The 18,832-nt window shown below is 53.8% G+C and carries 20 protein-coding genes; 11 read left to right on the top strand and 9 right to left on the bottom strand.

What is annotated here, in order from left to right; all coding sequences use genetic code 11:
- A partial coding sequence (locus VFE46_02790; protein HZZ26910.1) for a hypothetical protein occupies positions 1–189 on the bottom strand: 189 nt, incomplete at its 3' end.
- Positions 190–270: 81 nt separating this feature from the next.
- Between VFE46_02790 and VFE46_02785 the strand changes: the two genes are divergently transcribed.
- Positions 271–813 (top strand): transposase, encoded by a 543-nt coding sequence (locus VFE46_02785; GenBank protein HZZ26909.1) that lies wholly within the window; start codon positions 271–273, stop codon positions 811–813.
- Positions 814–935: 122 nt separating this feature from the next.
- Here the strand turns inward: VFE46_02785 and VFE46_02780 are convergent, their stop codons facing one another.
- Positions 936–1,601, bottom strand: coding sequence for a methyltransferase domain-containing protein (locus tag VFE46_02780; protein HZZ26908.1), 666 nt, complete (start codon positions 1,599–1,601; stop codon positions 936–938).
- Between the two features lie 435 nt (positions 1,602–2,036).
- Positions 2,037–2,342, bottom strand: a complete 306-nt coding sequence (locus VFE46_02775; GenBank protein ID HZZ26907.1) for a carboxymuconolactone decarboxylase family protein — start codon at positions 2,340–2,342, stop codon at positions 2,037–2,039.
- Between the two features lie 172 nt (positions 2,343–2,514).
- On the opposite strand from VFE46_02775, the gene VFE46_02770 reads away from it, so the two are divergent.
- Positions 2,515–2,862, top strand: a complete 348-nt coding sequence (locus VFE46_02770; protein ID HZZ26906.1) for a Dabb family protein — start codon at positions 2,515–2,517, stop codon at positions 2,860–2,862.
- Positions 2,863–2,939: 77 nt separating this feature from the next.
- On the opposite strand, the gene VFE46_02765 is transcribed toward VFE46_02770, so the two are convergent.
- Both VFE46_02765 and VFE46_02760 read right to left on the bottom strand, forming a co-directional pair.
- Positions 2,940–3,695 (bottom strand): DUF1080 domain-containing protein, encoded by a 756-nt coding sequence (locus VFE46_02765; GenBank protein HZZ26905.1) that lies wholly within the window; start codon positions 3,693–3,695, stop codon positions 2,940–2,942.
- A gap of 63 nt (positions 3,696–3,758) precedes the next feature.
- A complete protein-coding gene (locus VFE46_02760; protein ID HZZ26904.1) occupies positions 3,759–4,799 on the bottom strand; it encodes a TlpA disulfide reductase family protein in 1,041 nt (346 codons plus the stop codon).
- A gap of 463 nt (positions 4,800–5,262) precedes the next feature.
- Here VFE46_02760 and VFE46_02755 point away from each other — a divergent pair, with 463 nt between their 5' ends.
- A complete protein-coding gene (locus VFE46_02755) occupies positions 5,263–6,003 on the top strand; it encodes a hypothetical protein (GenBank protein ID HZZ26903.1) in 741 nt (246 codons plus the stop codon).
- On the opposite strand, the gene VFE46_02750 is transcribed toward VFE46_02755, so the two are convergent.
- The 4 genes from VFE46_02750 to VFE46_02735 all read right to left on the bottom strand — a co-directional run bounded on the left by VFE46_02750 (position 6,000) and on the right by VFE46_02735 (position 10,401).
- Entirely contained in the window at positions 6,000–7,139 is a 1,140-nt protein-coding gene (locus tag VFE46_02750) for a DUF1559 domain-containing protein (protein ID HZZ26902.1), read from the bottom strand. The two genes, VFE46_02755 and VFE46_02750, sit on opposite strands and share 4 nt — an antisense overlap.
- Before the next feature lie 251 nt (positions 7,140–7,390).
- Positions 7,391–7,582, bottom strand: coding sequence for a DUF6800 family protein (locus tag VFE46_02745; GenBank protein ID HZZ26901.1), 192 nt, complete (start codon positions 7,580–7,582; stop codon positions 7,391–7,393).
- Between the two features lie 288 nt (positions 7,583–7,870).
- Entirely contained in the window at positions 7,871–9,334 is a 1,464-nt protein-coding gene (locus VFE46_02740) for a hypothetical protein (GenBank protein HZZ26900.1), read from the bottom strand.
- A 110-nt stretch (positions 9,335–9,444) separates the two neighbouring features.
- Positions 9,445–10,401, bottom strand: a complete 957-nt coding sequence (locus VFE46_02735; GenBank protein HZZ26899.1) for an SgcJ/EcaC family oxidoreductase — start codon at positions 10,399–10,401, stop codon at positions 9,445–9,447.
- A gap of 1,751 nt (positions 10,402–12,152) precedes the next feature.
- On the opposite strand from VFE46_02735, the gene VFE46_02730 reads away from it, so the two are divergent.
- From VFE46_02730 to VFE46_02695, 8 genes are all read left to right on the top strand, one after another.
- Complete coding sequence (locus VFE46_02730; GenBank protein ID HZZ26898.1) at positions 12,153–12,344, top strand: hypothetical protein; 192 nt, start codon at positions 12,153–12,155, stop codon at positions 12,342–12,344.
- Positions 12,345–12,353: 9 nt separating this feature from the next.
- Positions 12,354–12,662, top strand: coding sequence for a hypothetical protein (locus VFE46_02725; GenBank protein HZZ26897.1), 309 nt, complete (start codon positions 12,354–12,356; stop codon positions 12,660–12,662).
- Positions 12,652–12,855 carry a hypothetical protein gene (locus VFE46_02720; GenBank protein ID HZZ26896.1) on the top strand — a complete coding sequence of 68 codons (204 nt, stop codon included), beginning with the start codon at positions 12,652–12,654 and terminating at the stop codon, positions 12,853–12,855. Before VFE46_02725 ends, VFE46_02720 begins: the two co-directional genes overlap by 11 nt.
- Positions 12,856–13,332: 477 nt before the next feature.
- The gene (locus tag VFE46_02715) at positions 13,333–13,674 is read left to right on the top strand and encodes a tetratricopeptide repeat protein (protein HZZ26895.1); all 342 of its coding nucleotides are present in this window, start codon (positions 13,333–13,335) and stop codon (positions 13,672–13,674) included.
- Positions 13,671–14,288: a CHAT domain-containing protein gene (locus VFE46_02710; protein ID HZZ26894.1), complete on the top strand. Its 618-nt coding sequence runs from the start codon at positions 13,671–13,673 to the stop codon at positions 14,286–14,288. Before VFE46_02715 ends, VFE46_02710 begins: the two co-directional genes overlap by 4 nt.
- On the top strand, positions 14,242–14,748 hold the full coding sequence (locus tag VFE46_02705; protein HZZ26893.1) for a CHAT domain-containing protein: 507 nt from the start codon (positions 14,242–14,244) through the stop codon (positions 14,746–14,748). Before VFE46_02710 ends, VFE46_02705 begins: the two co-directional genes overlap by 47 nt.
- A gap of 294 nt (positions 14,749–15,042) precedes the next feature.
- A complete protein-coding gene (locus VFE46_02700) occupies positions 15,043–15,702 on the top strand; it encodes an AraC family ligand binding domain-containing protein (GenBank protein HZZ26892.1) in 660 nt (219 codons plus the stop codon).
- Between the two features lie 703 nt (positions 15,703–16,405).
- Positions 16,406–18,700 (top strand): family 78 glycoside hydrolase catalytic domain, encoded by a 2,295-nt coding sequence (locus tag VFE46_02695; GenBank protein ID HZZ26891.1) that lies wholly within the window; start codon positions 16,406–16,408, stop codon positions 18,698–18,700.
- Positions 18,701–18,832: the final 132 nt, after the last annotated feature.

The following is an 18,832-nucleotide window of genomic DNA, read 5'->3' as shown; positions in this document are numbered from 1 at the left end:
GGTGGTCGCGCCGGCGCACCCGTGGGCGCGGCTACCCGATGGATCATTGGTCATGAACGCCGCTATTGATGGGCCAATCCACACCGCTCCAGCGCGACCACCGGTCGCGGCTTTATAGGGGCCGTTGCACAATGGGCCATTTTCGCCGCCCCGCGCGACCACCGGGCAATGGAAATGGGAAATCCACACCGCTCCAGCGCGACCACCGGTCGCGGCTTTATAGGGGCCGTCGTGGCTTTATAAACGGAATGCCGGTCGTATAATCCGACCATGCCGAAAACGCTGGGTTACCATATCGTGATCTCCGGCTATGGTTTGTGGCTGCCGGGCGATGAGCGCGGGCACTGGTCGGATGCCTGGGATGAACAAATCGGCTTCCTCGAACCACACACGCTGCATGCGGGCGACCCAATTCGCAAACGGATGGCACAGGAGCGCCAATCACACCCACGATTACTGCTCGATTCGACGATGATTTCCACGGTGGCGGAAACCATCGGTGAATGCCGGGCGAAATCTGACTGGCGAATTGCTGCCGCATCGATCGAGCCAACGCACACTCATTTACTCCTCACCTACGTTGATCGGCTGATCGACAATACCATCAAATGGCTCAAAGACCAAACGACCAAGGCCATTCACAGCCGGATGAATTACGACGGACCCATTTGGTGCAAAGGCCGCTGGTGCTCGTTCATTTTCGATCCTGAAGTTTGGCGGAACACGCGCCGTTACATCGAGCGGCATAACGATCGCCGTGGCATTGGTGCGCGCCCCTATCCATTTTTGGACGACATTCCCAATCCCGTATAAAGCCGCGACCGGTGGTCGCGCCGGCGCGCCCGCGGGCGCGGCTGCCCGATGGATCATTGGTCATGAACGCCGCTATTGATGGGCCAATCCACACCACTTCAGCGCGACCAACGGTCGCGGCTTTATATACGGACGGTCGCCGACGCGGTTACGTTGCGGGCTAGCACATAACTCGATGTGCCGTGGTGTTCCGCACGCACAACCTGTAACCCAGCGGCGGCCAGCAGCGTGCGCAGTTCGTTCAACGAGTACATGCGCACGTCTCCCAAATGGCTGAACCGCACGATCAAATTTGCCAGCCATTGCAGCGGCGCGGGAAACCATGGATCGGCAATTAGCACGTGGCCACCCGGTTTTAGCACGCGGCGCATTTCCAGCAGCACGGCCTGCGGCTGCGGATAATGATGGAACGAAAAATTGCACGTCAGGCAATCGAACGTGCCGCTTTCCCAGGGAAGATGTTCCGAATCGGCAACTTGCAAATCGACCGATTCGCCCAAGCGCTGCCGGGCAACTTTGATCATTTCCGGCGATAAATCGGCTCCGGCCAACTTCCGGTTTTGCGGCGGCGAGCTATTTGCCGGCGCGGGCGCCGATTGCAGCAGCGCCAAAAAACCGCCGTTGCCGCAGCCCACATCTAAGAGCGCGGCCGCTTGCAGTTCGTTCACCATCCGCAGCACTTCCTGATGGACTTTCCGCGTTTGCTTGCCGTAACGGTGGTTATCGTATCGCGGGGCAATTTTGTTGAAGTGCCGAAGCGAATCCTGCTTATAATCTCGGGCTGCCATAAATGCTTTGATACGGTGATGGAAAACAAACAACAGAAAAGACGCGGCAATTATTTTGCCGCGCACGGCGCCAACTTCAATGGCCTAATTTGCCTCTAACTTATGGGCCACTCGTTTGCTAGGCTGCGTTTAGTGCGGCAATGTACGGCCGCCAGGAACGATTATGAGTGTGGCAGTGCGGCGACAGTGCGGCGGCGCGACCAACGGTCGCGGCTTTATAGGATGTTGCTGCCGCCGCCTCGCGAAACTAGACAACAATTAACGAAAATGCAAAGTTCCGGACGCAAACTCGATTCGTTTGGTCGCACGCCAGTTCGCGGAATGACGCGGATTTGCTGTGTCGGCGCGGACACGAGTGCGACGAATCGAACCTCTTCCGTCCGGAAACAAAAAATCGGAAATAAAAACCATCGCGTTGCCCACTGGCCGAAAAAATCACTTCAACAGGGCATGCGTGGCGTGGGTGACGGCCGCTCCAGCACGCAGCGAGGCGGCCACCATGGCGGCCTCGGTGATTTCGGCATCGCTGGCGCCGGCCTTACGCGCGTTGTGACTGTGAATATCGATGCAGTACGGGCACTGCGTGGTGAGCGCCACGGCGACGGCAATCAGTTCCTTGTATTTCACAGGAATGGCCCCTTCGGCGACCGCGACTTTATCGAACGCCCAAAAGGCTTTCATCACCTCGGGAGCGAGGCTGTCCATTTCCTTCAGTTTCGAGAGATTCTGTTTGTTGTACATGGCGGGTTCCTGGGTGAATGGGTGCCGATTTGTTTTCGCACTTGCCCGACACCGCAGAAGTGCCGACGGTTCACAGGAGCGGTGCGGTGGACAAAGTGCGGCGGCAAACCGACAATATGGCATTCCTTTACCGCCTGCTCAATCCACTTCACGGCGATTGAAATCATTTCCCATGACCACCGCAGCTTCTGCCACCCAGCCTTCCGGAATGATGCTCGCGCACATGGTTTATTTTTCGTTGAAGGAGCCGACGCCGGAGAACCGCGCGAAAATGCTGGCGGCCTGCCGCAAATATTTAACCAATCATCCCGGCCTGGTGTTTTACGCCGCCGGAACGTGCGCCAGCTACGACCGGCCGGTCAACGATCGGGAATACGACATCGCGCTGCAAACCGTATTCACCAACCGTGCCGCACACGACGCCTATCAAGCCGCGCCGCGGCACAAGGAATTTATTGCCGAGTGTTCAGCCATGTGGGCCCGAGTGCGTGTATTCGATGCCGATGTGAGCGGAGCGTAAATTGCGATCCGGTGGTTTACATTGCCGCTGTTGATGTCACCGCGATACGGCAACACTGGCGCACTTTGCACCGCCGATTACTTTGCGGCGCTAGCCGATTCGATCGGCGTGATTTGGACCTTGCGGAATTCCATTTCCGCGCCTTCCGATTGCAGCCCGACTTTGCCCGCCAGGCTTTGCGTATCGGTGGCGACGTTTTGCACCTGGCCGTTGACTTTGTAGACCAGATTGCCGTTGTCGACGATGACTTCCATGGTGTCCCACTCGCCCACCGGATGTTGTGAATCGGGACCCATTTTTACGATGCGGTGGCCGTCGTTTTTAGTGCGGGCCGGGTCGGTTGTCATTTTCAGCAGGTTGTGATTCCACAAATCGCCGGCGTCGCCGGTTTGGGTTTGAATTTCCAAGCCGGGCCAGGCTTTGTCGGGCCCTGTGATGCCCACGAGCAACCCCCCGTTGCCTTTAGCAATGTGCCGTTCCTCGACCGTGAACACATAGTTGCCGAATTCGGCCTCGGTGCGAATGTAGCCCGTCGGTTTGCCAATGGAATGCAGCACGCCGTCTTTGACGGTCCAGACATCGTCGATTTTTTTCTCGGCCACGGTGGTTCCTGCCTTGGGCAGCTTTTGCACCCACACCCAACCGGACAGATCATGACCGTTGAACAATTGAATGGGCTGACCAAGCTTGCCGGACAGCGGCGGCACAGTAACACTGGCTGGCGGTACACTGACGCTGGTTGCGGCCGGGCTTTGAGCAGCGTCGTCGGCCCACAGCGAGCCGACCAACGAAAGAACAACCAACAGCGCCGCGGCCGAATATATCGATGTCATGAAAATTCCTCGTCGGTGGTAATTCAATTTCAAACAAAATCTGATGGATTGGTTTTAGCGATTTTACTTCGCGCCGTCGAGCTTCGTCAGCATATCGTCGGCCTGCTTGCCGACTTCGGTGCCGGAGGCGTCTTTGCTGATTTGCGCCAAGGTGTTTTCCACCCGTTTGCGCTGCGCGGGATTCAAATCCTTCACAGTTCCCAAATAATGCTGCAAGCTGTTCAATTCCTTGGCCGCGTTGACGATGGTTTTTACTTGCGGATCGTTCAGGAGCGCCGCGCGTTGGGTGGTGAAATTGTCGGGCAATGTATAGCCGGCAAACCGCTGCCCGATTTCCATGTATTTTTTAGCGGCCGCCCATTTGTCGCCGGCATTCAAGCTAGCCTGGGCTTCTTTCAGAGCGGCATCGATTTTCGGTTGCACGACCGCCAGCAGCTTTTGCGCCGCTTGCTTGGTGGCATCATCGGGAGAGTTCAATCCTTTGGCAATGACTGGCCCAGCCGGAGTGTAATTGCCGACTTCAATGGCCAGCCAGGCGGGCTTCATCTTTTCCGGCATGCCGGCAGGATCGATCTTCCATGCGGCGCCGGCCAGAGCCAATTGCACGGCGGGTTCCAAATCGTCTCCGGTGACCGGAACCAGTTTGCCGGCGGCGGTGATGACGCGCAGTTGGCAGAAGTTATCGGCCGAGATCGCAGTGACATCGGCCTTTTTATCCAAATCGTGCCCGGCATCGACGATGACCGGCCACGCGATTTTATTTTGCTGAATATAGGATTGGACCGCGGACCGCGCATTGCCAGAGCTTATTCCGATGAAAGCCACTGGTTTATCTTCATATTTTTTCGACAAAGCCATCAGGTCGGGCCAGCGCACGCGGCACTTGGGGCTTTCGCCAGCAAAGAAATACAAAACCGCTCCTTTTCCCTCCAGGGCCGACAAGGTGAGCGGCGCGCTATTGATCCAGCTCGCTTGGTCGCTGGGCAGATCGAAGGTGGGCGTGTCGTCAGCCAGCGCAAGCGCTGCGGAAACGAGCGAACAAAAACAAATCAATCTACACAGCAAGGCGTATCGTTGCGCGCTCTTGCACATTCTCCGTTCCATAACGGGTCTCCCACGAGAAAAGAAACTGCACATAAAGAAGATGAGATTTTCCGCCGGTCGCCAGCCCCCGATTCGTTCACATTGTGGCGGGTTTAAGCGGCAGTTGACAAGGGTCTGGCCGCAAAGTATTCCCAAAGCCAAAGCCAATCGCAGATTGGGGTTAGGTACCATTATCACCGGCGAAAACGAAGGAGGTACGACCACGCCACAGAACTGCTTCATCATCGAAGGGGGCGAGAAAGTTTTCGGAAAAGCGCGCCAAATACTTGCGGTGGTTGTCGATCGATCGCAAAATATGGTTGCTGTCCAAGCCCTATCTTTTGGTCAGCAGGGAAGTTGGGAGATTTCAATTCACTAGGATCGCATTGCTAATGAATTAAAACGGATCGTTGAAGAGATGAATACAATCGTTCGTTGCGGAACAACGAGCACGGTACAAACTTGCAATTCGGTTGTAATCGCATTGCATACCGCGCTCTTTCGATATTTGGTCGTAGGCGGCGCCTGGGCCCTATTCTTTACCCAAACCGCATTTGCGACTCCGGCCACTTCCGTCGCAGCATCGGATAATGCCACCGTTCAAGGCGGCGGACCCCGAGGCGGCGCCAACGGCAAGAATTTCTTTAATCTGGAAGGTTCCAGCAACGGAACATTTGCCAGCTTTGGCGTGGCCGACTTCGATTTTAGCCCAATCAAGAATTCGTTTGGCGGCACGGTGACCGGGGTTAGCAATGCGGAGTTGTTGCTGACCGAGGCCAATAATAGTTCTAGTGCCGCGGGGCCGATTAGCGTTTATTACACAGATAACACCAGCGTCGATATTCAGCCGGGCACCTCTCCCTTAGTCGATCAAACTGGAAACGACGGATTAGCCAGCATCGATCCGGCTCTCACGGGATTGTCGCTTTTAGGCTCCGGCAGTTTTTCCGATGTGGGCACAGTCGATACGGTTTCGCTTACCTCGCTCAGCGGAAGTGCTTTGTCGGCATTTGTGAGCGCACTTAATGGCGGAAGCACATTGCGGTTTGTGGTGACCGCCGATAACGCATCGACATTTGCTACTTTCGCCGGAGCGACCAACGGCACCGCAGCCGGGCCCACCTTGGCGTTTGACGTGACAGTAGCGCCCGAACCTTCGGCGTTTATCTTGGGCGCAATTTCTTTTGTGGGATGGTTGGGAGCAAAACGACTTCGCCGCGATTAAAAATCGACACCGGTCGAAGTTTCGCCACCGGCGCGTGTGCCAAGCGCTTGCCACACTTGCCGCGAGATGCTGTCGCTGATGGTGTGCGTCGATCCATCCATAAACAACACATTCACGATGCCGGCATGGTAACTGCGCGCCGAAACCGCCGCGAACGTGAAACCGGTTGCGGTCTTCGATTCTGCGTTTGAGATGTAGTCGACATCGAAGGTGCCGGTGACTTGAGGGACCAAATTTCCACCCTGACTGACCGGCGTGCCGGCCCCGATATCTTGATTGACAATGTAAATCCACATGCCTGGATTCGGGGTAAACGTCGTGGTGAAGCCGGCTTGAGCGACCGTCGGATTGTTGTAATCCAAATGCAAATTGGCATTGAAATTGCTTCCAGCAAAGCTTGTTACCGCTGGCGCAGGAGCGGCGCCAATGGACGTTAACAGCGCCGAGGTACTAGCCGGCAAAGTAGTGTTTGTCGGGTCAGACATATTTGGTTTATTCAAACTGCGGATGTAGCCGGGACCGGTTTTGAAACCGCCCGATTCCAATTGCGCTTTTACTTCTGCAACGGCCAGGGTTTTGCTCAATCCGTCGGAGAATGCCTTAGTTTTCAGCGCTTTATTGATGGCGAATGCGCCATCGCCGGCAATTCCGCCTGCCCAGTCATATAAGAACCACGTCCCGTAATTAAACGCATAATTAATGGGATAGCGATAAGTAAAAGCACCGGGAGTGCCGCCATCGATAACAGCCTCCACGCAAGGATCGCTGGAGCAATTAAAGATGTGAATTTGCGCTTGAATTGCCTGGCCATTGGTTGTGGCATCTTGGTATTGCGCGTACAGGCCGGCTTCTTCCACGAACGGCAGTATTGCCACGTGGATGGAAACGGTATTGATGGGCGGTGGGTAAATCTCGGCCGCCGGGAACGAAACCTTCGCTGTTTGATAGTTGTGCAACGCCACGCCCAATTGCTTGAGATTACTGGCGCAGCTTGTCCGCCGGGCTGCTTCGCGAGCGGCCTGGACTGCCGGCAGCAGTAGCGAAATCAAAATTCCAATGATGGCAATCACGACCAGTAATTCAACTAACGTGAAAGCGCGGTGTTTGGCCGATTTTTGTGTTAAGGCAGCTGTCAACAGTCCTGCCCTCCTTGTGCGATGGTAGTCCGGAAAAAGTTTAGGCTTGGCCTTGATGCCTGAAGCGACCGAAAACGAAACGCTCAGCTCAACGCAAACATTGTGCCGAGGGCGCCGATGGCAGAAAGCCCTTGAATTTAGCCACGCAGGGAGAAAACGCTCAGAACTGCGTTAAAAAATGGCGTCTTTTTCGCCGCCAGAGGCGAATCTTTCGCCCTGCTAGCCTGCGGAGAGTTTGGCCGGATGGCGTCTTACTTTCGTTCTTCCAAGCCCCAGGCGGCGATGATGACTTCCGCCCCCGGAGTCATCTTGCGAATTTTTTCTGCAATGACTCCCCGTTCCGAAACGGTGGCTTTTTTCAAACGCTTTTTGTACAGATTTAGCTTTTGCCGGCGCTTCCGCCGACGCCGAATTTCCTGATGCCGATCGCTAATGCCACCCACAATCACGCTCCTGTTCGTAATGAGAAACGAAATGCTTTGTCATGTTTTGTAGCAACTACGCCGCTTTCCGTCAACGCTGTCTCCTCAATTGCCCGCAAGTGCTTTTGTCGGAAGTTTGCAGAAAAATAGCAGCAAACTAGCGCGGTTCGGCCAAGAAGGCAGTATAGCTCCAAGAGCGTCAAGCAATCGAAAAGTGCCGCGATATCAACCTGCATCACGCTCAAACATGATGTTTGAGAAATGGTCACATCGAAAATCGATTGGTGAGACGCGCTTGGCACGCTGTGGTCATTGCGAAGCGCTTCCCTTCGGTTTATCTAATCGCGCCAACATCCATTGTTGCGTGTCGCCGTCGGCGAAGTGAACTAATACCCCGGCGGTGTCTTGCGTTAGGTTACTGATGCCGGTTTCCATTAGCGGGCGCGATTCGCCAACCGGCGTCCAGGCGGCGCGCTGTGTTTCTTTGTCGACCATGCCCTCGATCGACTTGACGGTTCCTGTGGCCGTGTTTTGGAACGTGCCGGCAATAATCCCCTGCTTGCTGACGGTTAACTGCAAAAACATCGTAGGCTCGGTGTCGGACGATTCACCATCTTGAGTCACCGCGAATACACCCAATGGCATCCAATCTTCGGGCGCCGGCTGAATGTCTTTGGGAATGCTGGCTGCAATCGCCTGAGCCTGTTCTGCATATTGGTCAGCCGAGGCGACCTGTTGATCACCATAGTAAACGTTGTCTCCTTCGTAATAGACGTTCTCGCCGTAGTTGTAGTAGATCGGTTCGTTCCAATCCCAGGGCAACCAATTGATAATCGCCGGCCACGCGGCCACTGTCCACCAATTCACATTGTTCGGCCAGCGCCAACCATCGCACGGATGATCGTGCCACCAGTTGTTGTCGAACCAGCGATTGCAATTGTACCAATTGTTGCTCCAGCGATTATGCCAATTGTTATTGATGTTGGTCCAATTGTTGTGACGCCAGTTATTCCATTGATTCCAATCATGTTGCAGGCCGGGATGATACTGCGACCTCCAATCGCTGCCGGGCCGCGTGCCGGGACGGTCTGACCGATTAGGACGGTTATTTCCAGGTCGCTCCTTTTCGCCTCCACCACCTTGACCCGGCCGATCAGGGCGATTGTCGCCGGGATGAAATTGCTCGCCGCCTCCACCTGCGCCAGGGCGAATTCCATTGCCTGCCAGATCACCGGGCGCTGGTCGATTTTGCGCCGGCCGCCCTGTCCCAGGAGAACTATTTCCACCCATTGGGAATTGGTTTGAGGAATGGTCATGCAAAAATTCGGCGGCGGCACCTCCAGCCAGAACTCCGCCCGCCAGCGCGCCACCGTTGATGCCGCTGGACCGTTCTCCACCAAGTTTCAGAAAATCATGTAGTTGGCCTTGAGTAGGACGCGCATTGAAATTGACCTGCCCGCCAATATTGGGACGATTACCCGTGACATTTCCCGTGGATGGCCGGTTAGTTGTGACTGATGGCCGATTGGTCGGTCGAGGCAAATTTCCAAGCGAGCTGCGGTTAATGTTGCCACCAGCTAGATTTCCACCGCTGGGACGATTGACGGACTGTGATGGGCGCGACATCGTAGGCATACTGCCAAACGAAGGCCGTGCGCCACCGGCAACACTTCCACTGCTGCGCATCGCGCCGCCGCCACGAGAGCTACCACCCCCGCCGCGGCTCCCGCCGCCAAAACCACCGCGCCCCCACAGCTGGGTCGAAACAGCCATGACAACGATCCCAAAAGCAATCGCAACGTATATGAGTTTTTTCATCGTGATACCTCAAAGCTAAATCGGTTTTCGGATATGAACGTTGGAATAGACTCCACACGGCGAGATCACTGCTCCACTTTACGAACGATCAATATTGGTTCGACATTCGGCAACAGCTCACCGCCGATGCTCCGATTGACCGACTCCCATTTGCATGTGTTGTTATCGATCATCGTCAGAATATTGACGCTGGTGGTTTTGTCTCCATCCGGCGAAATGCCGGTGTTGTGAATGATCCATTGGTTATCGTTATGGCTCCAAGTTCCCTCCCCGTAGCCTCCCTCAGAATCGAATGTCCAGGAACGAATTTGCTTTGCTATGGGATCCCACCCGATGATTTGCATGCCCGATTTCTTCACTTGATTGCCAATGGCCGCGGCAAATGAACGGGTGATAAAGTTTTTATTTTTTGTCCATTGGCAGTCGGTTTGAATCTCAACGTCTGGCCGCGGGTCATCGTCATGCCAGGAACCAATCATCCACTCCAACTCTTTGAGATGCTGATAGTTTGATGGCGGTGCTTTTTCCTTTTCCACCTCAGTAACTCGGTCGATCAGCCATTGGCCGCCTCGCTTGACACGCACCGAAGTGAAATCAGAATCCTCGGGTTCCTGGCCAGGTTGAATTACATGAGCCACGCCACGGACAATTGCTACATTGGGCGAGACAAATTCGATGGAACTGATGTCGGTCGTTAATTTAACGTCTTTTTTGTCCGCGAAAGCGTCCTTAAACATCGCTTCGATTGCATCGCGGCCGACGATTTCTTCTCCGGTCAGCGGATCGGAGTAAATAGCTTCCGGAGACCACAGCGCGGCTATTTTCTTAGCATCACGAGCATTGTAAGCCTCGATGAATGCAGCGCCGGAAGCGCGGATGTCAGCCTCGTCATCTGCAGCTTTGGTTGCCGCCGCCGACGGCGCAGTAGCGGTATTTTGTGGTGGCGGATCGGCTGCCCCAGCAATCACAAAATAAAAAAGCAGCGTCATAATGGCGGTGGTCACGAATAGAAATCGCTTCATCAAATTCTCCTTTGAGAAATTAAAGAACGTGGATGGATCGACACCGTCCTCAGTTGGCCTTCTCCGTGATACGACCGCAGACGAGTGACCTAAAGGCAGATACGTAGCCGCGAAGTTGCATCCGCGGCAAGCGCTGGACCGAAAATCGAATAGAATCTGGTTACACTTGTTTCCCTGAAGATCCGGCCCAGCATCGCCGGCCATCAATCGATTCTGATTCTACTGCAGTCCTGCGCTGTAGACTACTAACTTAGATATTTCGGCTTGAGTTTACAGCCGCCGAAGAAAGGGAATACGTGTTTTGGCTAAGAAGCCGTTTGAATCGAGTGCCAATGCCGGCAAATGTGGACCGTTTCCGCTGTTTAGTCTTCTACGAACAATTACTCGACAATGGCCGACAACCGTTGTTTCCGAACAGCCCACACGAAATTCCTGGTAATCCTTTTCGTTTTGATCGGCGTACGCCTCGGCGGATTTAGTGATCGAATGGTCGAACCGAGCACTGCAGTCAAGATATTCTGAAATGAGTTTCGGATTGCCGCTGCGGTGCAATTTGCCGACCGACATCTTGGCATTGTATAGGCATTTAACGATTTTTGCCGAAGGATCAAGACCGTCATTTCGCCGGCGATTGCGGCCGCTCCGCCGGAAACACGTGAACTTTTCGTGAACGTTTCTGTATTGTAGAATTGGTACTCGTCACCTCTGCTTTCGAAGGCTGCGGTGGCGTCGCTGCTATGATCTTCATTTGGCGACAGCAATATTTTTATCGATTACACCAATAATAGAAAGCTAGTAAAGTGCTCCCGTTCGGAAATGCCGATCGCCAGTAAATGCGAAAATTCGGGAAAAGGCACATGGATGGGTGGCCGAGTGGTTTAAGGCACCGGTCTTGAAATTCGTTTCAGTCAAGCGAGCCCCAGAACAATAAATCGCGTAAAACACGATATTTCCCGGCAATTTAGCGATTTCTTTGTTTCCCACCAATAGACGTAGAAGCTGGTGTAAATCTGCATTTGCGGGTGTCAAAGACACCTGGGTGATTGCCCGATATTAACTCTTATCCACAACCACTCCCAATTTGGCAGCTCAATACAGCCGGGTCATTTGGTCCTATACTTAGAAGTTACCGATTCACGAGTATGCAAAGTTCCCAAGCGCCGCGAACAGGAAGTGGAAGCCGCGCTTTCCGCCGAGACGACAACGACATGGAAAGAATCAACTCGATGCTGGCTGAAATGTACAATTTGATCGACGAACTTGGCCGATTGGCGAGTTGATATTCTGCATACAATACCGCTGGGCGGTTTTCTTGCAGGCAGCGACTGGCGCATCCACTCACTCGCCTAAGGCAGCGTCTTTTGTTGGTAGTCATTGGATCAACTCCAGTATTTTCAAGCTGATCCACGGCTATTTCTGCTGTAAGTGCTAAATTCCCGTTCGTTTCGCGTCATATTGTAATGATGGAGCCCTATTTAGCTTGCAGTAAGTTGGTTTCCATCACGCCCGCCCATCCCGTGACGTCGCGGCAATCGCAAATACACGGGATGTTTTCTTGCGCTGCGGGCCTTTTGCCCCTCTTGGTGCACCTCTTTCCCTGCGGAAAGGAGCCTTTGTGTCACTTCCCTTGGTCTTAGCCGCCGTGACATTCCTGGCCGCTGTACTAGCTCTGCTCCTGGCCCGCGAAATCCGCCTCCGCAGAGCACTACAAGCCTTACTCAAAGCCATCTTAACCCGTTGGAGAAATCGCCATGGATAAATTCATTTCGTGTGGCTGCATTGGTTCGATTCTGTGCCTAGCGTTACTAGCCGGTTGCAACGACCGCGATGAGCGCCTGGCCGCCTTCGCCGAAAAAAGCCTCGACCAGCAGGCGCAGCAGAACGCCGCCATTGCTCAGTCCGATCACGAGGTGCACGCCGAACGAGCTCACCTCGATCAATAAGAGGAGGCATTGGAAGCCGATCGTCGTGACATCGCCGACCAGCGTGTGCGAGATCCGCTGGTGGCCAATGCCCTAGAAGCCGTCGGCCTGGTGCTGGCTTGTTTAGCGCCACTCGTGATCTGTGCCTACGCCTTGAAGCAGGCTGGCTCGGTACCAGCCGAAGAAGAACTTGGAACGATCCTGGTCCAGGAACTGACCAGCGAGCGGCCGCAACTTCTGCCGACGCTCGATGGGGCGCCCAGTTCAGAGGCCGGCCGCTGGAATTCCCCCCCAGATCCCGCCCTCCTCAAACACTCGGAGCCGACCCATGACCAATAACTATTTGCTGTTTTCGGAGGTCTTGCCAAATCTCTCCGACCCAGAAATCACCTGGCTTAAGGAACAATTGCAACAGGTGTTTGACATCCACGGGCAACAGTACAGGGAGAAAGAAATTCCTGCTGGGCTTGATCCTGATCGGGCCGAGTGGTCCGGCTGCCGGGCGTTTTTGGACATGGTTCGATTGTTTTAACGCGGCACTTTACTAGCCGCGGTTCATTGGCTCTCCGTGATCAAATTCAGTTGTTTGCCCGGGCACTCAGCCGAGGGTACCCCCAATCTTACCGACGCCGAAGCTCGATCGGCAATACGCTGCGATGATGAACATGGACCGGTTCGCCCTTATCCAGATCTGCTGATTCCAGCAGGTTTGGATGGGGCGGTTGAATTCTATTCCGAGCGAATGGAATGAAGTTGCTTCTTTTTAGCTATGGCAAGTGAGCGCCGTTGCTGTCGTAAAATTCGATTAGCTGCTGCCCCTGAAATATACGACTCATGCCGCCCGCCGCCGTGCTAACCGCACAGGGCAACTTGTGCCCCCAAGTTGGGGCAGTATACTGAAGGCGCAACCGGCGAGATGCGTAACTAGCAGCTGCTCTCGCCTGTGTTCTTTTGTGAGCATAAAGCCATGATGTGCGGCCGGTTAGCGTGGTGTGCAACTCTAACAGCAATGGTCAGTCTCCATGCCGCATTTGCACTGTTACCCCGTCATGTAGTTTTCGGTGACGAACCGGCTACCTCGCAAGCTTCAGGCGTTGCGCCAAAAACTGATTTTTCACAGCTGCCTGCCAATCAATCGCCGGCAGCGCAAACCCAGCCCGCCGCCGAGAAACAAGAACAAAAATACACACCCGAGCAGCAACAGCAGTTGGATCGGGCCAACGACTTGCTCGTCCAAGTTCGCAAGCTCAACGATCAAGGCAAATACGCTGAAGCCATTCCCTTGGCTGCCAAAGCGCTCAAGTTGCGTGAAGCAGTGCTCGGGCCGGAGGGCCGGATGATCCAGAAATAACCGAAGCGTGTTCCTGGCTCGGTTTTGGGAATCAGAAGGCTGGCAGCTACGCCGACGCGTTGCCCCTGTTCCAGCGGTCTTTGAAGATTTTGGAAAATGCCCTGGGACCCGATCATCCGAATGTGGCCATCGCCACCGTTCCCATTCCGCGCTTGCTGCCGGAATTGCTGAAAGCAGTACCGGCATCCACTTTGTCAAAGGATGATCCATCCACCGCTCCACCCTCGCTCCGCACTGTCGGCGAGGTCGATTTCAAAGCGGCCCTGGCACCACTGCCGCAAACTGATCAATTGGCACTGCGTGCACCAGAAAATCGAGATGGCCATTGGCAGTTCGATCCTCTCCCCGGTATTCGGGCGGAAATCGTGGCCATCAACGATTCGTTTGAGGAGCGATTTCCCGAAGCGCAGCGCAAATCGCTTCGGAAAGACCAAGCCACCAAGCAGGCTGTGTGCGAGGCCATGCCGTACTATACTTACCTGCACCTGGCCACACACGGTTTTTTTTATTCCGCCCGGCTATCGCTCGGCCCTGAAAGACGAAAACAGCAAAGATGCAGCCCCGGACATGGAAGGGCGAGCCGCCGCACTCGATGTGGCCGGTTACCATCCTGATGTATTGTCTGGCCTGGCGCTGGCGGGCGCGAATCAGCAGGCCGAACCAGGACAAGATGACGGCATTCTTACGGCGCTGGCGGTGGAAGAGCTCGATTTAAGCCACGTCCAACTGGCCACGTTATCGGCCTGTGAAACGGGCCTAGGCCAAACGGCCGGCGGCGAAGGAGTGCTGGGCTTGCAGCGCGCGTTTCAATTGGCAGGTGCTCGCAGCACCGTGGCCATGCTGTGGAAAATTCCGGACAAAGCCAGCCAACTGCTGATGACCGACTTCTACGAAAACCTGTGGGACAAGGACCAACACTTCTCCAAACTCGAAGCGCTGCGGCAGGCGCAACTGAAAATGCTGCGTGAAGGAGCCAAGCGCGGCGTGGAACTGCCCGACGACAAGACGGCTCACGACGGCCGGATGTCGCCACTCTACTGGGCCGCCTTCGAACTTTCCGGCGACTGGCGGTAAGTGGCACATCGTTGCGCAGTTTGTGCACGCGGCAGTTCTCCTAGTCGATGTACTTCGAGCGGGTACCCAAGCGTTCGCTCGACGCAATATCTACGTGAAGCATTCAGATTGCGTCTCGCAATCCAAGATTCCCACAGACGCCGCTGAAAAACACTGCGATGCAATGTTATTGTTTGCACGCAAAAGCCTCACCATCTAAGCTAGTCTATGCAGGAATTCCTCGGAGAACAATGTAGAGAATGATTTAAAGCTTGCACATTATGACACTCGTTCTTGATATCCTTTGAGGTCGCCTTGAAACCGACATTAGCCACGCAGTATTCATACTTTCCTGTTAGCGGGCGTGATCGGCGGTGGGGATTATTCGTTACGACCGCCGGTGAGTCGCACATTCCGCCTGGCTCGGAATATCCACCACAAGGTCATCCCGGCACGTATCAATTCGAATGGAAACATGGACGGTCGCTGGAAGAGTATCAGCTGGTTTACATTTCTCGCGGTTCAGGAACCTTGGAATCGCCAGCGCGAAAACGGTGGCAGATTGAGCCGGGCGATTTGTTTCTGCTGTTTCCCGGCGTATGGCATCGGTATCGTCCCCATCCGAGCACCGGTTGGGATGAACACTGGGTGGGTTTTGATGGACGGCTTGCGCGAACCACGGTGATGAAGGAATTCTTTTCAGTTAAGGCGCCCGTCTTGCGAGTCAAAAACGAAGATCACATGCTGCGTCGGTTTGCGGAATTGATGGAGGTCATCTCGCAGCGTCGGCCTGCACTGCAACAAATTATGGCGGGCATCACCTTTGAGATTTTGGGCAGAGTTTTTTCTGATCAGCAGGGGGGCTTCGACGAATTGCAGCGCGGTAGCGAAGCCGTACGAGAAGCATTGCGACTCATGAATGAAAGCGTCAATGGCCATTTGGACATGCGCGGCATCGCCGGCGATTGCATTTGAGCTACAGCTATTTTCGGCGGATCTTCAAACAGCAAACTGGCCTGGGCCCTCATCAATACTGGGTGGACTTGAAAATCGCACGGGCTCGGACGCTGTTGAGCGATCCGGCATTGAGCGTCAAAGAAGTCGCGTTTCGCGCAGGTTTTGACAGTCAGCAGTATTTCTGCCGATTGTTCAAAGACAAGCTGCGGTGCACACCCGGTGATTTTCGCGCTCGTCGACGAGGAGTCAAATGAGCTCCCAGGCCACTACAAATTCATTTTCGGAGGGCTCATTTCTGAGCACGGACCTAAAAATGCAAAGCTTAATATCACAACGTATCGGTCCCGTTATTTTATTATCGTTTCTGTGTGTTATTTCTGCGAAGGCTGATGTGACCGTCTCTGGCTTACAGTGCGAATATTTGACCAATCCTCTGGGAATCGATGTCGATGCGCCCCGATTAACCTGGAAATTAACAGACACGGATCATACCCGCAGTCAGAAACAAACTGGCTATCAAGTGCTGATTGCAAGCAGTCCTGCTCTTCTCGACGAAGGGAAGGCCGATATTTGGAATAGCGGCAAGGTCCTTTCCGCGCAATCTGTGCTGATTCCTTTTGCGGGAACAAAGTTAACCTCCGGAGAAGATTGTTTTTGGAAAGTCAGAGTTTTTGATAAGGATGCGAAGCCGTCCGCATGGAGTTCTCCCGCCCATTTTTCGATGGGTCTCCTTGAGCCCAACGATTGGACCGGACCTTGGATCGAGCATCCGACGGCACCGGAAGAAAAGCATATTTGGTTTCGAAAGAACTTTTCGCTTCGTGACAGGGCCGCTTCGGCGGTTATTTACGTCGCTTCGGTCGGTTACCACGAACTATATGTCAATGGGCAAAAGGTCGATGCCCGAGTTTTAGCTCCCACACTAACGCGACTCGACAAGCGCGTCTTGTATGTGACATACGATATCGCGCCGGCACTTCAAGCTGGCGACAACTGTATCGCCATCTGGACCGCGGCAGGCTGGGGCCGTTACGAATTCTTTAAAACCAAATCGGCACTGCGGGTGCAGTTGAATGGGAAAACGATAAGTGGAGATGCAATCTCGCTTGCATCCGACACAAGTTGGCGGTGCGAAATAAGCTCCAGCGAAGATCTTGGCGGTTGCAAATACCAGGATCATGGCGGGGAGCAAATTGATGCGCAAAAATACAACCCCGATTGGAATGCGGTTAAGTTTGACGATAGCGAGTGGCCCCCCGCAGCAGCTGTCTCCGTCGAAACCGTTCTCTCGGCCCAAATGGTCGAACCGAGCTGCATGATCGAAAACATTCACCCGCAAAACATTACCGGATCGGGGCCATACAAAGTCGAATTGGAGAAAAACTTTTCGGGTTGGATTTCGATCAAAATGAAGAATCAGTCTGCCGGCGATGTTGTCAAAATTCAAATCTCAGACAACCCTGGCACAACTCAGGCTTTTGGACAAAAGAGCATTTATGTTTGTAAGGGAGGTGCGTCTGAAACCTTCCAGAATCGGTTCAATTATTCTGCCGGACGATATCTCACGATCGATGGTTTGCGAAGCAAGCCAGAATTGTCCGAAATTGAAGGCCAGGCGATTGCAACTGACCTGAATCGAATGGGGCACTTTTCCTGCTCTAGCGATTTGTTCAATAAGATTTATGAAACCGATTTGTGGACCTACCGGGCGAACACGGTAGAAGGATACACGGAAGATTGTCCCCATCGCGAAAGACTCGGATATGGCGAAGAGCAATTCGCCACCGCCTGGGGTTGCGGGATACCCAACTACCAAGTTGGTGCATTCTACACGAATGTACTTCGCGACTGGCGCGACGTGCAACAATCTAATGGTTGGTTCAATCATACCGCCCCGCAGGTAAATAGGCATTATGGAGGCCCGATGTGGAGCAGCGCTCCTTTGAACATCAGCTGGGAATTCTATAAGAATTTCGGAGACAAACGGATTCTCACCGACTCCTATTCCGCAAGTAAGGCTTGGTTGGAATTCCTCGCCTCGCATGTCTCCGATGGAATTCTCCAGCCGTACAACAAAAATTACAACAACGGCGGCAATTTTTTAGGCGATTGGGCCGCACCCTTTCAAGTCGGTGATAAACTCAAGGGCAAGGAATTCGGAACCACACAGGAAGCGCTGCTGTTCAACAATTGCGTTTACGCGATGAATCTTGGCACCTTCGTTGAAATCGCCAAAGTACTGGAGCGGCCGGACGATGTTGCCATCTACGAACGGCGACTGAATGACTTGAAAGACAAGGTGCAGGCACGTTTTTTCAATCCAGATCAAAACGTCTATTTGGATAGTCGCCAAATTCATTTGGCGTTCCCAATGTTTGCCGGGATTACGCCGGAAAACGTGAAGCCGGCGGTCTTAGCAAATTTCGAAAAGGAGAGCCTCCAAACACGGCCCTATCTCGACATGGGCAGCTCCGGCGTGCCGGTCCTGTTGAAATTCTTGATCGAAACTACGCAACGGAACGATATCCTCTTCAATGCTCTTTCCAAAACCACTGAGCCCAGTTACGGATACTTCCTCAGCCGTGGTGAAACGGCATGGCCGGAATACTGGGACGATAACTGTCCAAGTAGAATTCACACCTGCTATACAGGTATCGCAGCGTGGTTTATCAAAAGCTTAGGAGGCATTCGCGAGGACCCCAATGAATATGGGTATCAATCCTTCATCATCCAGCCGGCGATTGTGAAGGATCTAACGTTTGCCGAAGCCAAGACTGAATCGCTGTATGGCCCGATTGTAAGTCGCTGGGAAAAGAAAGGCGGATCAATACAAATGAATGTGACAATCCCGGTGAACTCTACCGCCACCGTGTATGTTCCTACGACGGATATTAAGAACCTTACAGAGAGCGGCAGTGCCATTTCCGCAGCCAATGGCATCAAACTTTTAAGATTCGAAAAACCTTACGCCGTCTTTCAGGTGCAATCCGGTGATTATCAATTCATTTCTAAGTGAGAGAGCAAAGTTATACGACCTCAGATTAATTTTCTCGCCGTCGACGAGGAATCAAATAAGTTCAGCCGATCGCGGATATTCTTCGCTGCCATTCTTATCCACCTTAATTTCCCAGCTCTCGAAAAATACATA

The organism is Pirellulales bacterium (genome assembly GCA_035656635.1).
In the GTDB taxonomy this organism is placed as follows: Bacteria; Planctomycetota; Planctomycetia; order Pirellulales; family JADZDJ01; genus DATJYL01.
This window is presented reverse-complemented; position numbering and strand designations above follow the sequence as displayed.

Bases quoted from the DNA above. Each gene is read 5' to 3' on its own strand.
- VFE46_02715 (HZZ26895.1), top strand. From the start codon at position 13,333: ATGGTCAGTCTCCATGCCGCATTTGCACTGTTACCCCGTCATGTAGTT.
- VFE46_02735 (HZZ26899.1), bottom strand. From the start codon at position 10,401: ATGAAGCGATTTCTATTCGTGACCACCGCCATTATGACGCTGCTTTTT.
- VFE46_02740 (HZZ26900.1), bottom strand. From the start codon at position 9,334: ATGGCTGTTTCGACCCAGCTGTGGGGGCGCGGTGGTTTTGGCGGCGGG.
- VFE46_02695 (HZZ26891.1), top strand. From the start codon at position 16,406: ATGGGTCTCCTTGAGCCCAACGATTGGACCGGACCTTGGATCGAGCAT.
- VFE46_02780 (HZZ26908.1), bottom strand. From the start codon at position 1,601: ATGGCAGCCCGAGATTATAAGCAGGATTCGCTTCGGCACTTCAACAAA.
- VFE46_02770 (HZZ26906.1), top strand. From the start codon at position 2,515: ATGACCACCGCAGCTTCTGCCACCCAGCCTTCCGGAATGATGCTCGCG.
- VFE46_02775 (HZZ26907.1), bottom strand. From the start codon at position 2,342: ATGTACAACAAACAGAATCTCTCGAAACTGAAGGAAATGGACAGCCTC.
- VFE46_02730 (HZZ26898.1), top strand. From the start codon at position 12,153: ATGGATAAATTCATTTCGTGTGGCTGCATTGGTTCGATTCTGTGCCTA.
- VFE46_02765 (HZZ26905.1), bottom strand. From the start codon at position 3,695: ATGACATCGATATATTCGGCCGCGGCGCTGTTGGTTGTTCTTTCGTTG.
- VFE46_02785 (HZZ26909.1), top strand. From the start codon at position 271: ATGCCGAAAACGCTGGGTTACCATATCGTGATCTCCGGCTATGGTTTG.
- VFE46_02705 (HZZ26893.1), top strand. From the start codon at position 14,242: ATGGAAGGGCGAGCCGCCGCACTCGATGTGGCCGGTTACCATCCTGAT.
- VFE46_02760 (HZZ26904.1), bottom strand. From the start codon at position 4,799: ATGGAACGGAGAATGTGCAAGAGCGCGCAACGATACGCCTTGCTGTGT.
- VFE46_02720 (HZZ26896.1), top strand. From the start codon at position 12,652: ATGACCAATAACTATTTGCTGTTTTCGGAGGTCTTGCCAAATCTCTCC.